This is a genomic window from Actinosynnema sp. NPDC002837 (genome assembly GCF_040295345.1).
In the GTDB taxonomy this organism is placed as follows: domain Bacteria; phylum Actinomycetota; class Actinomycetes; order Mycobacteriales; family Pseudonocardiaceae; genus Actinosynnema.
In genome coordinates this window covers 219,990-232,309 of record NZ_JBEOVG010000005.1, presented here as the reverse complement: position 1 = coordinate 232,309, position 12,320 = coordinate 219,990, and the positions used below count along the sequence as shown (strand labels likewise).

Annotated in this window: 11 protein-coding genes; 4 read left to right on the top strand and 7 right to left on the bottom strand. The window is 72.3% G+C overall.

What is annotated here, in order from left to right; all coding sequences use genetic code 11:
• Positions 1–113: 113 nt before the first annotated feature.
• The 4 genes from ABTZ99_RS06310 to ABTZ99_RS06295 all read right to left on the bottom strand — a co-directional run bounded on the left by ABTZ99_RS06310 (position 114) and on the right by ABTZ99_RS06295 (position 4,877).
• Complete coding sequence (locus tag ABTZ99_RS06310; RefSeq protein WP_499608610.1) at positions 114–2,225, bottom strand: 3-hydroxyacyl-CoA dehydrogenase NAD-binding domain-containing protein; 2,112 nt, start codon at positions 2,223–2,225, stop codon at positions 114–116.
• Complete coding sequence (locus ABTZ99_RS06305) at positions 2,222–3,442, bottom strand: thiolase family protein (RefSeq protein WP_498782771.1); 1,221 nt, start codon at positions 3,440–3,442, stop codon at positions 2,222–2,224. Before ABTZ99_RS06305 ends, ABTZ99_RS06310 begins: the two co-directional genes overlap by 4 nt.
• An 83-nt stretch (positions 3,443–3,525) precedes the next feature.
• Positions 3,526–3,975: an ABA4-like family protein gene (locus ABTZ99_RS06300; protein WP_499608607.1), complete on the bottom strand. Its 450-nt coding sequence runs from the start codon at positions 3,973–3,975 to the stop codon at positions 3,526–3,528.
• Complete coding sequence (locus ABTZ99_RS06295; protein ID WP_499608604.1) at positions 3,972–4,877, bottom strand: hypothetical protein; 906 nt, start codon at positions 4,875–4,877, stop codon at positions 3,972–3,974. Before ABTZ99_RS06295 ends, ABTZ99_RS06300 begins: the two co-directional genes overlap by 4 nt.
• Before the next feature lie 92 nt (positions 4,878–4,969).
• On the opposite strand from ABTZ99_RS06295, the gene ABTZ99_RS06290 reads away from it, so the two are divergent.
• A complete protein-coding gene (locus tag ABTZ99_RS06290) occupies positions 4,970–5,617 on the top strand; it encodes a MerR family transcriptional regulator (protein WP_498782765.1) in 648 nt (215 codons plus the stop codon).
• 76 nt (positions 5,618–5,693) lie between these two features.
• Here ABTZ99_RS06290 and ABTZ99_RS06285 read toward each other — a convergent pair whose 3' ends face one another.
• Together ABTZ99_RS06285 and ABTZ99_RS06280 are read right to left on the bottom strand one after the other, a co-directional pair.
• Complete coding sequence (locus ABTZ99_RS06285) at positions 5,694–6,941, bottom strand: HRDC domain-containing protein (protein ID WP_498782763.1); 1,248 nt, start codon at positions 6,939–6,941, stop codon at positions 5,694–5,696.
• Positions 6,942–7,008: 67 nt separating this feature from the next.
• Entirely contained in the window at positions 7,009–7,725 is a 717-nt protein-coding gene (locus tag ABTZ99_RS06280) for a response regulator (RefSeq protein WP_053718177.1), read from the bottom strand.
• Positions 7,726–7,979: 254 nt separating this feature from the next.
• On the opposite strand from ABTZ99_RS06280, the gene ABTZ99_RS06275 reads away from it, so the two are divergent.
• Entirely contained in the window at positions 7,980–9,143 is a 1,164-nt protein-coding gene (locus ABTZ99_RS06275; protein WP_499608600.1) for a dipeptidase, read from the top strand.
• 75 nt (positions 9,144–9,218) lie between these two features.
• Here ABTZ99_RS06275 and ABTZ99_RS06270 read toward each other — a convergent pair whose 3' ends face one another.
• Positions 9,219–9,755, bottom strand: coding sequence for a DUF3000 domain-containing protein (locus ABTZ99_RS06270; RefSeq protein WP_498782760.1), 537 nt, complete (start codon positions 9,753–9,755; stop codon positions 9,219–9,221).
• A 97-nt stretch (positions 9,756–9,852) separates the two neighbouring features.
• Between ABTZ99_RS06270 and hemE the strand changes: the two genes are divergently transcribed.
• Together hemE and hemG are read left to right on the top strand one after the other, a co-directional pair.
• Entirely contained in the window at positions 9,853–10,905 is a 1,053-nt protein-coding gene (gene hemE, locus ABTZ99_RS06265; RefSeq protein WP_498782758.1) for a uroporphyrinogen decarboxylase, read from the top strand.
• Positions 10,902–12,320, top strand: coding sequence for a protoporphyrinogen oxidase (hemG, locus tag ABTZ99_RS06260; RefSeq protein ID WP_499608596.1), 1,419 nt, complete (start codon positions 10,902–10,904; stop codon positions 12,318–12,320). Before hemE ends, hemG begins: the two co-directional genes overlap by 4 nt.

Sequence of the window (12,320 nt, the reverse complement as noted above, 5' to 3'; positions counted from 1 at the left end):
GGGCCGACCGGCGGCCCGCGGGGGGGGGGGGCGGGGGGGCCACGCCACGCGACCGCGACCCCGGCCCCCCGGCGCGCCGTTCCGCGCGGCGGGGGCGCGCGGGGGTCTGGTGGTCAGGCAGGCACGGAGGCGATGCCGGGCGCGAGGAAGCGCTTGCCTGTCACCTTCTCCGAGATGCCCGAACGGTCCAGGTAGGGGGTGATGCCGCCCAGCCAGAACGGCCAGCCGGCGCCCAGGATCATGCACAGGTCGATGTCCTGCGCCTCCGCCACCACGCCCTCGTCGAGCATGATCCGGATCTCCTCCGCCAACGCCTCCAGCGCACGCGCGAAGACCTCGTCACCGGTCAGCGGCTTGTCACCGAACGACCACAGCGCCTGCACCTCGGGGTCGACGCTCTGCTTGCCCGACGAATCCCACTGGTACACAGCGGTCTTGCCGGCCTTCACGAACGCCTTCATGTTCTCCGACACGCCGAAGCGGTCGGGGAAGGCGGCGTTCATCGTCTCCGCCACGTGCAGCGCGACGGCGGGGCCGACGAGCTGCAGCAGGATCAGCGGCGACATCGGCAGGCCCAGCGGCTCGGTGGCCTTGTCCGCCACCTCGAACGGCGTGCCCTCGTCGATCGACTTCACGACCTCGCCCATGAACCGGGTCAGCAGCCGGTTCACCACGAACGCCGGGGCGTCCTTCACCAGCACGGACGACTTCTTCAGCTGCTTGCCCACCGCGAACGCGGTCGCGAGCGTCGCGTCGTCGGTCTGCCCGGCGCGCACGATCTCCAGCAGCGGCATGATCGCGACCGGGTTGAAGAAGTGGAAGCCCACGACCCGCTCGGGGTGCTTGAGGCCCGACGCCATCTCGGTGATCGACAGCGACGACGTGTTGGTCGCCAGCACGGCCTCCGCCGAGACGTGCTCCTCGACCTCGGCGAACACCTTCTGCTTCACGCCCAGGTCCTCGAACACGGCCTCGATGACGAAGTCCGCGTCCGCGAACGCGGCCTTGTCCAGCGAACCGCTCACCAGCGCCTTGAGCCGGTTCGCCTTGTCCGCCGACACGCGCTTCTTGCCGAGCAGCTTGTCGATCTCGCCGTGCACGTACCCGACGCCCTTGTCCACCCGCGCCTGGTCGATGTCGGTGAGCACCACCGGCACCTCCAGCCGCCGCGCGAACAGCAGCGCCATCTGCGACGCCATCAGGCCCGCGCCGACGATGCCGACCTTGGTGACCTTGCGCGCCAACGACTTGTCCGGCGCGCCGGCCGGCCGCTTGGCCCGCTTCTGCACCAGGTTGAACGAGTACAGCCCGGCCCGCAGCTCGTCGCTCATCACGACGTCCGCCAGCGCCTCGGTCTCCGCCGCGTAGCCCGCGTCCAGATCGTTGGCACGGGCCAGTTCCAGCAGCTGCAACGCCTTCAGCGCACCCGGCGCCGCGCCCTTGGTCTTGCCGTCGACGATCGCGCGAGCCCGCGCCACGGCCGCGTCCCAGCCCTCACCGCGGTCGATCTCACGGCGAGCGGGCACGACGTCGCCGCGCACCACGGAAGCCAGCCACAGCAGCGACTGCTCCAGGTAGTCCGCCGAGTCGAACAGCACGTCCGCGATGCCCAGGTCGAGCGCCTGCTTCGGGTTGAGCATCTTGTTCTGGTTCAACGCGTTCTCGAAGATCACGGTGACCGCGTCGTTCGCGCCGATCAGGTTCGGCAGCAGCTGCGTGCCGCCCCAGCCCGGGAACAGGCCGAGGAACACCTCGGGCAGCGCGATGGCCGCCGCGTTGGACGCCAGCGTCCGGTAGTGGCACGACAGCGCCAGCTCCAGGCCGCCGCCCATCACCGCGCCGTTGACGAACGCGAAGGTCGGCACGGACGACTCGGTGAACTTGCGGAACACGTCGTGGCCCAGCTGACCGATCGTCACGGCCTGCGAGCGCTCGGAGGCGCCCTCGACGGCCGTCAGGTCCGCGCCCACGGCGAAGACGAACGGCTTGCCGGTGACCGCGATCGCGACCGGCGCCGCCGCCGCGGCCTCGTCGAACGCCTGGCTCAGGCTCACCAGCGACTGCGGGCCGAACGTGGACGGCCGGGTGTGGTCGTGGCCGTTGTCGATGGTGATGACGGCGACCTGGCCGTCCAGCCCGGGCACGGACACGAGCCGGGTGCGGGCGTGGGTCACGACCTCGTCGGGGAACAGGGCCTTGGCCTCGTCGGCGGTCAACGTGGTCACTTCGACTCTCCGTTCCAGTGCGGGTTCTCCCAGATGACGGTCCCGCCCATGCCGATGCCGATGCACATGGTGGTGATGCCGTAGCGCACGTCGGGGCGCTCGGCGAACTGCCGCGACAGCTGGGTCATCAGGCGCACGCCCGAGGACGCCAGCGGGTGGCCGGTGGCGATCGCGCCGCCCCACTGGTTGACCCGCGGGTCGTCGTCGGCGATGCCGAAGTGGTCGAGGAAGGCGAGCACCTGCACGGCGAACGCCTCGTTGATCTCGAACAGGCCGATGTCCTCGATGGACAGGCCCGCCCGCTTCAACGCCTTCTCGGTGGCCGGCACCGGGCCGACGCCCATGACCTCGGGCTCGACGCCCATGAACGAGTAGCCGACCAGGCGCATGCCGACCGGCAGGCCGAGCTCGCGCGCGGTCTCCTCCTCGGCCAGGATGCAGCCGGTCGCGCCGTCGTTCAGGCCGGCCGCGTTGCCCGCGGTGACCCGGCCGTGCGGGCGGAACGGCGTCTTCAGCTTGGCCAGGTCCTCGACCGTGGTGCCGGGACGGGGCGGCTCGTCGGCGGTGGCCAGGCCCCAGCCGTGCTCGGCGGACCGGGTCGCGACCGGCACCAGCTCCGGGCCGATCTTGCCGTTCTTCACCGCGTCGGCGTACTTGGCCTGCGAGGCCGCCGCGAACGCGTCCGTGCGCTCCTTGGTGATGGCCGGGAACCGGTCGTGCAGGTTCTCCGCCGTCGAGCCCATGACGAGCGCGGACGGGTCGACGATCTTGTCGGACAGGAACCGCGGGTTGGGGTCGACGCCCTCGCCCATCGGGTGGCGGCCCATGTGCTCCACGCCGCCCGCGATCACGACGTCGTACGCGCCGAACGCGATGCCGCTGGCCGACGTCGTCACCGCCGTCATCGCGCCCGCGCACATGCGGTCGATGGCGTAGCCGGGCACCGACTTGGGCAGGCCCGCGAGCAGCGCGGCGGTGCGGCCGATGGTCAGGCCCTGGTCGCCGATCTGCGTGGTGGCGGCGATGGCCACCTCGTCGACCCGCTCCGGCGGCAGCCCGGGGTGGCGGCGCAGCAGCTCGCGGATCACCTTGACGACCAGGTCGTCGGCACGGGTCTCCGCGAAGATTCCCTTGGGGCCGGCCTTGCCGAACGGCGTGCGCACGCCGTCCACGAAGACCACGTTCCGAACGCGTGCCGGCGCTTCTGGTGCGGCCACGGCGTCTCCTCCGCTTGTGGTGACGATTCGCCCGAGCGGTCGGGCGCGACTCCTACCGATCGGTAACACAACTCTAGCCCCTGTTACTGGCCGGTAACCACCGTGGTCGCCCTGTCGGGTCGGTCACAGAAGGCCCGGATGGCCAGGAACAGCCCGAACCCGAACGGGGACAGGACGATCGTGAGCGCCAGCAGCGGGCCCATGAGCAGCGGGTGCAGCCCCAGGCGGCGGCCCTCCCGGTACATCCACGCGCCGATCAGCAGGTCCCACGCGATCACCTGCGCCCAGACCGCCGAGGCGCCCCAGGACGTGGCCAGGAACTCCCTCAGCGTGTCCAGGTCCGGACTGCTCATCGTCGCCCACAGTTGCGGCAGGTGCCCGGCGACCATGCCCGCGTAGACGGCCAGCGGCGGCACCGCGATCAACGGGGACGAGACGATCCGGCTCGTCAGGGCGGCGTGCGGGGCGAAGATCATCAGGCCCCAGAACGGGACGGTGAGCCAGAACGTGATCTGGAAGAGGAACCCGGTCATGCGCGCACGACCTCCTTCTGGTCGTCGGTCGTGTCGGTCGTGCGCAGGGTCCTCGCGATCACCGCGGCGGTCCAGGTCGCCACGGCCAGCGCGCCCAGCGCGGTGAGCAGGTCGGGGCGCAGCAGCGGCTGGCCGCGCAGCGCCTGCCACGTGACCAGGGCCATCAGGCCCGCGTAGGCGATGGTCAGGCCCCAGGCGAGCTTCGGGGTCGCGCGCCGGCCGAACAGGGCCACGGCCAGCGGGATGACCTGCAGGGCGTGGATGCCGACGAAGTGCGGCACGCGGAGGTCGCCGCCCTCGGTGCTCCAGCCGGTCAGCGGCATGTAGGGGCCGCCGTCGGGCACGCCGACGCTGTGCGCGCCCACGATCCCGGCGTCGTCGTCCTGGCCGGGTGCCGGCTTGGTCATGAGGGTGCCGAGACCGAGGCCGACGAGGGCGAGGAGCAGGCCGAGCCGGATGGAGAGCCCGGTCGCGCGGTCGCTGAACCTGGTGATCAGCAAGGCGAGGGCGATCACCGCGTGCATGATCCAGAGCGTCAGGATGCTGTAGGTCATGATGTCCCACAGCAGTTGGTCGAACGGGGTGGCGACGTTGAAGTGGCTTCGGGCGCCCCGCAGCACCTGGCCCACGATGACCGCCATCTCGGCGGCGGAGGCGAGCGCGATGACCGTACCGGCCCACCAGCCGACCCGGCGGAACCTCGTGACGAGGGTGAGCATCCAGGCCAGCGTGACGGCGTAGAGGCCGAGGGACACGGCGAACTTGAACGGCTTGAACCAGATCGGCGACCCCACCAGAATCCGGTCGTCGACGACCAGGCCGACCAGTGAGACGGCCGTCATGGCGGCCATGAGCAGGGAGAAGAGCATCAGCGGCGGGTGCCAGCGCAGGATGCGGGTCATGGACGACTCCTAAAGATGGATAGCAGCACTTTCTACTATCGGATAGCTACAGTATCCATGCTGAGGTTCGTCTCAGGAAGGGGTCGTGCCCGATGCGCATCGCCGAGTTGAGCCGTCGCAGCGGCGTGCCCGTGGCGACGATCAAGTACTACCTGCGGGAAGGGCTGCTCCCGGCCGGTGAGCTGACCAGTCCGAACCAGGCCAGGTACTCCGACGACCACCTGCACCGGCTGCGGCTCGTCCGGGCGATGGTGGAGCTGGGCGGGCTGTCGATCGCGGCCGTGCGCGAGGTGCTCGGCGCGTTGGACGACCCGGAGAAGTCCCTGCACAAGGCGATGGGCACGATCTCGGCCGCGGTGGCGCCGCCGGACCTCGGCGCGGACGACGAGGTGGCGCACGAGCAGGTGCGGGCGTTCCTGGAGCGGCAGGGGTGGGTGTGCCGGCCCACGTCGTACGCGTTCAAGGCGCTGGTGGGCGTGCTGGCGACGGCGCGCGAGGTCGGGCACGAGCGGTTCGCGGACCTGCTCGACGGGTTCGCCGCCGCCGCCCGGCCGTTGGCCGAGGCCGACCTGGGCTACGCGCTCGGCGCGGGGACGAAGGACGAGGCGCTGGAGAGCGTCGTCGTGGGGACCGTGCTGGGTGACGCGGCCATGGCGGCCGTGCGCGCGCTGGCCCGACGTGAGCTCTCCGGCGTGCGCCAGGCCGAGGAAACCCCCGCCCAACCGTGCTCCGACACCTGACCTCGCGGGTCGAACCTCCAGGTCCCGCGTCCTGAACGTCGGACACGCGGGCCCTGGAGGTAGGACACGCGCGGGGTCAGGGCTCGGGGGTCGGGGTCAGGGCCTCGGAGAGGGCGTCGGCGGTCAGGGCGATCTGCCAGGTTCGGGCGCCGCCCTCGCGCAGCGCCGCGGCCACGCCCTCGGGGGAGACGTCCGCCGGCGGCTGCCAGCACGTGCGCCGCACGAGGTCGGGCAGCAGCAGGTTCTCCACCGGCAGGGTGTTCGCCTCGGCCACGGCCGTCAGGGCGGTCCTGGCGGCCGCCAGACGTGCCGCCGCGACCGGGTCCTTGTCCGCCCAGCGGTTGGCCGGCGGCGGGCCGTCGTGCTGCTGCGACGGCTCCGGCAGCTCGTTGCGGGGCAGTGCGGCGGCGCGTTGCAGCGCGCCCAGCCACACGCCCACCATGCGCCGTTGCGCACGTCCGCGGAACACGGGCAGCGCCAGCAGCGCCGCCTCGTCGGAGGGGTTCTTCACCGCGGCGTCGACCAGCGCGGCGTCCGGCAGCACCCGACCCGGCGCGATGTCGCGCTCACGGGCCAGCGCGTCACGCGCCTCCCACAACGCCCGCACCGCGGCCAATTGTCGCGGGCTGCGGATCCGGTGGATGCCCGACGTGCGCCGCCACGGTTCGGCGCGCGGACGCGGCAGGGGCGCCGTGCGGGCCGCCTCGAACTCCTCGAGCGCCCACTCCAGCTTCCCCTGCCGCTTGAGCTCCTGCTCGAGCACGTCACGCAGCTCGACCAGCAGTTCGACGTCGAGGGCGGCGTAGTTCAGCCAATCGGCGGGAAGGGGGCGGCGCGACCAGTCGGCCGCGCCGTGCCCCTTCTCCAACCGGTAGCCCAACAACCGCTCGACGAGCGTGCCCAGCGCCACCCGTTCGAAGCCGGCCAGCCTGCCCGCCAGCTCGGTGTCGAACAACACGCTCGGACGCAGCCCGAGTTCGGCGAGGCACGGCAGGTCTTGCGACGCCGCGTGCAACACCCACTCGGTCCCGTCCAGCGCCTCGACCAGCGGATCGAGCCGACCGCCGAGGGCGATCGGGTCGACCAGCACGGTCCCGGCGCCTTCCCGGCGCAGTTGCACCAGGTAAGCGCGTTGCGAGTAGCGGTATCCCGAGGCTCGCTCGGTGTCCACCGCAACCGGACCCGTCGCTCCGGCGAGCGCATCAGCGGCACGCCGGAGCGACGGTGCGTCGGCGACGACAGGCGGAACGCCGTCAGCGGGTTCCACCAGCGGCACCGGATCAGCACCGGTTGGTTCGGTTGGCTCGTCGGAGGGTACGTCCACGGCGGAAGACCCTACGACGAACGCACCACTCGCGGGTGTGTTCGGCCGGTTCAGTGTGCCGACCTGCTCAGCGGATCACGCCGGCACGCATGGCCAGCGCCACCATCTGAGCCCGATCCCCGGTGCCCAGCTTGCGTCCGATCCGCGACAGGTGAGACTTCACCGTGAGCGCGGAAAGGCTGAGCGCCTCGCCGATTTCCTTGTTGCTCTGGCCATCGGCGACCAGCTGGAGGACCTCGACCTCACGCGCGGAGAGCTCCCGCGGCGTGTTGTCGGTGCCCGGCACCCTCGTGCCCGCGGCAAGCACGGGCGCGACGCTCGGGTCTGCGTAGACGCCGCCGTCGAGGACCCTGCGCACCCCGTCGGTGACCACCATCGGCGAGGCGGACTTCAGCAGGTACGCCTGGGCGCCTGCCTGGAAGGCCGACCTGACCGCGTAGGGGTCGTCGGAGGACGCGAGGACCACGATGCGGGGCCAGCCCTGGGCACGGAGTTCCGTGACCAGGTCGATGCCGGTGCCATCCGGCAGACCCAGATCGAGGATCGCGAGGTCGCACGGTCCGGTAGCGAGTGCCCGCGCCCGAGCCTCCGCAACCGAAGCCGCCTCATGCACTGTCCCGGCTCCCATCTGGGTGAGCCGAGCCGATATCGCCTCCCTCAGCAGTGGGTGGTCGTCGACCACCAGCACTGAAAAAAGCTCCTCCCGCGGGTGCGGGACCATGTTCGCCGGCAACGTGCCGGCTGGCGTGGTACGAACGGCCTGACCTAAGCCGACGGCAGCCACGTCACTACCTCCCTGGAGTCGGTCGTGCCCCCCGACCGGCACCGGGACTTTCGTCCAATCAGCCGCGCCACTGATCGACCGAAAGTGGTGTCGTCTGGGGCAGCGTAGCCGCCCAAGCGGGTCTACGGGACGATCAATCGGGTATCTATCCCGAATGAGTTGTCACTGATGGCCCCCGCTGTCACACGATCGGCTGACAACTCGATCGGGCACGTAACGCGAGCGGTTCTCACGACGACATCAAGGAGTTGCGGGTGGCGAGCACCACAGGTCGAGGCCGGGCCGAGGAACTGCTGGCCCGGGTGCCCCTCGTCGACGGGCACAACGACCTGCCGTGGGCCCTGCGCGCCTTGGTCGCCGAGGGTGAATTCGGTGAAAAGTCAACAGCCGGCGATCCGGCCTCGGCCGTCTCGATAGTCGACCTGGCGGTCCGGCAGCCCGCCCTGCAGACCGATCTGGTCCGGGCGCGCGACGGCCGGTTGGGCATGCAGTTCTGGTCCGTCTGGGTGCCCTGCCAACTGGCGGGCGACGCAGCCGTCACCGCCGTGGTGGAGCAGGTCGAGCTGGTGCACGACCTCGCCACGCGCTACCCCGACCACCTGCGCATCGCGACCACCGCCGACGAGGCTGAACGGGCCTTCCGGGACGGGCGGATAGCCTCCCTGATCGGCGCGGAGGGCGGACACAGCGTCAACGGCTCGCTCGGCGTGCTGCGCGCGTTGCGGCGGCTCGGCGTCCGGTACATGACGCTCACTCACAACGAGAACACGCCGTGGGCGGATTCGGCCACGGACCAGCCCGTGCACGGCGGGCTGACCGACTTCGGGCGCGACGTGGTGCGCGAGATGAACCGCATCGGGATGATGGTCGACCTGTCGCACGTGGCGCCGTCCACCATGCGCGACGCCCTGGAGGTCTCGACGCGGCCGGTGCTGTTCAGCCACTCGTCGTGCCGCGCCGTCGCCGACCACCCCCGCAACGTGCCGGACGACGTGCTCGCGCGGCTGCGGGACAACGACGGTGTGTGCATGGTGACGTTCGTGCCGCAGTTCCTGTCGCAGGCCTACGTCGACTGGGACGGCCGGCTGAAGGACGCGATGGAGGCGGCGGGGGAGAACCACAACGACCTCGACGCCCGCAACCGGTTCGCGGACACCTGGCCGGCCGCCGGCCCGACACCGCGCGTGACCGTGGACGACGTCCTCGCCCACCTGGATCACGCCCGTGAGGTGGCCGGTATCGACCACATCGGCCTGGGCGGCGACTACGACGGGACGCGCAGCCTGCCGGAGGGCATGGAGGACGTCTCCTGCTACCCGGACCTGATCGGCGCCCTGCTGGATCGCGGGTGGAGCGAGGACGACTGCGCCAAGCTCGCCGGTCTCAACGCCCTGCGCGTCCTCCGCGCCAACGACTGACCCGCCTCGCTGCCGGCATCGGCGCGAGGTCGGCACGCCGACCGGGGGCAGGCCCGGTAGGGGCGGAAGCGCGGGTCAGCGAAGGGTGCTCACGCCCACCGGGGGCAGGCCCACGGCGGTGGCCATGACGTCGTAGAACGCGGTGCCGTGGGCCACCAGGTCGGCGGTGCGGGCGGTCCAGGAGGCGCGCAGTTCCAGGTCGTCGGTGCGGGCGGGGCCCGCGATGTCGCCGAACCGGGCCGACGAGGTCTGCGTGACGGTCCCGCCCAGCGCCAGGAACTCCGCCCCGGCCACCTCCAGCGCCTCCACCAGCCACGACCACCCGACCTCGGGCAGCAGCGGGTCGGCGGCCAGTTCCGGGTCCAGCTCCACCCGCACGTAGGCGACCAGCCGGAACACGCCCGACCACGCCTCGACCCCGTCCGGGTCGTGCAGCAGCACGAGCCGTCCGGAGGACAGCTCGTCGGCGGGCCCGGTCACCTCCGCGGTCAACGCGAAGGCCCAAGGCGCAAGCCGTTGCGGCGGGCGCACCTCGGTCAACTCCAGCTCGGGTCGGGTTCGCACCGACCGGAGCGTCGCCACCGCCCGCTGGAACAGTTCGGGCTCCGTCACACCACGGACTGTAGGCCCCTAAACCTCGGAACGTGAGCGCGGCACGCCGTGCCTGGAGACGCCGCCCCAAGACGCCCACCACCCGGCCCGTGGGAGCATGGAGGGCGAGATGAACGACATCACCGAAGCCCCGTTGCTCGTCGCCGCGCGCGGCGGCAGGCCGTCACGCACCCCGGTCTGGTTCATGCGCCAGGCGGGTCGCTCCCTGCCGGAGTACCGCAAGCTGCGCGAAGGCACCGCCATGCTGGACGCCTGCATGGACCCGGAGATGGTCTGCGAGATCACCCTCCAGCCGGTGCGCCGCCACGACGTGGACGGCGCGATCCTGTTCTCCGACATCGTCGTGCCGCTCAAGGCCGCGGGCGTCGACCTGGACATCGTGCCGGGCACCGGGCCGGTGGTGGCCAAGCCGATCTCGACCGAGTCCGACGTCAAGGCCATCCCGCAGCTGCACGAGGAGCAGGTGCGCCCGGTGGCCGACGCGATCGGGCTGCTCAACGCCCGACTCGGGAACGTGCCGCTGATCGGCTTCGCCGGCGCGCCGTTCACGCTGGCCTCGTACCTGGTCGAAGGCGGCCCGAGCAAGAACCACGAGCGCACCAAGGCGCTCATGCACGGCGACCCGCACCTGTGGCACGCGTTGCTGGACCGGCTGGCGGGCATCACCGCCGAGTTCCTGCGGGTGCAGGTGCGCGCGGGCGTGAAGGCGGTCCAGCTGTTCGACTCGTGGGCGGGCGCGCTGTCCGAGCGCGACTACCGCGAGTTCGTCCTGCCGCACTCGGCGAGGGTGCTGCAGAGCGTGAGCGGCGTGCCGCGCATCCACTTCGGCGTCGGCACGGGCGAGCTGCTGCCGGCGATGCGCGAGGCGGGCGCGGACGTGGTCGGCGTCGACTGGCGCACGCCGCTGGACGTGGCGGTCGAGCGGCTGGTGCGGGCCGCGCCGGACCTGCCGAAGCCGGTGGTCCAGGGCAACCTCGACCCCGCGCTGCTGTTCGCGGGCCTGCCCGCGCTGGAACGCGAGATCGAGCGGATCAAGCACGAGGGCCGGGCCGCCGCCGGGCACATCTTCAACCTCGGCCACGGGGTGCTGCCCGACACCGACCCGGACGTGATCACCCGGGCCGTCGAGCTGGTGCACCGAGCCGCATGAGAGCGCTGCGAGTGGCGGTGGTCGGGGGCGGGATCTCCGGCCTCGCCGCCGCGCACCGGCTGCGCCACCTGCTCGGTCCTCGGGCCGGGATCACCGTGCTGGAGCAGTCCGACCGGCTCGGCGGCAAGCTGCGCACCGCCGAGGTCGGCGGGCGCGCCTACGACGTGGGCGCGGAGGCGTTCCTGAACCGCCGCCCCGAGGCCACCGGGCTGGTCGCCGAACTGGGCCTGGCCGACCAGCTGGTGCACCCGGCGAAGGTCGCCGCGAGCATCCACGCCGCCGGCGACACCCGGCCCATCCCCGCGCAAACCCTGATGGGTGTCCCCGCGTCGGTCGACGCCGTGCGCCAGGTGTTGTCGCACGAGGGCCTGCTCCGGGTCGCCGCCGAACCCGACCTGCCGCCGATCCGGCTGGACGGCGCGGACGTGTCCGTGGGCGCGCTGCTGCGCGAGCGGTTCGGCCCCGAGGTGGGAGACCGCCTGGTCGGGCCGCTGCTCGGCGGTGTCTACGCCGGTCGCACCGACGTGCTCGGGCTGCGCGCGACCATGCCGCAGCTCGCCCGCGCGCTCGACTCGGGCGTCGGTTCGCTGCTGGCCGCCGCCGCGACCACGATTCCCGCGCCACCCCAGCCGAGTGTCACCCGGCCGCCGGTCTTCGGCACGCTGCGCGACGGCCTGTCGACGTTGGTCGACCGCCTGGCCGAGGCGTCCGCGGCCGAGATCAGGTTCGGCCTGCCGGTGCGCGCCCTGATCCGCCGCGAGCACGGGTGGCGGCTGGAGATCGGCTCCGCCGCCGCGCCGCGGCACCTGGACGTGGACGGCGTGGTGCTCGCCGTGCCGGCGCCCGCCGCGCGCAAGCTGCTCGCCGACGTCGCGCCCGCCGCGGCCCGCCGCTACGCCGAGGTCGAGCTGGCGTCGATGGCGGTGGTGGCGCTGGCCCTGCCGCCCGGCACCGAGCTGCCCGAGCGGTCCGGCGTGCTGCTGGCGGAGGACGAGCGGGCCGCCGACGGCGTGCCGTTCACCGCGAAGGCGTTCACCTTCTCCAGCCGCAAGTGGGCGCACCTGGCCGGCGAGCCGGTGCTGGTGCGCGGCAGCGTCGGCCGGCACGGCGAGGCGCACCTGTTGCAGCGCGACGACGACGAGCTGATCGCGGCCGTCCGGCACGACCTGCGGCAGCTCACCGGCGTCACCGCCCAGCCGATCGACGCCGTGGTCACCCGCTGGGGCGGCGGCCTGCCCCAGTACGGCGTCGGCCACCTCGACGTCGTCCAAGGCATCGAGGACGCGGTCGACGCGGTGCCCGGCCTGGCCGTGGCGGGCGCCACGCTGCACGGTGTCGGCATCCCCGCGTGCATCGCGACCGGGGACGCCGCCGCCGCGCGTGTCGCCGCTCACGTGCTGCCCCGCGCCGGGTGA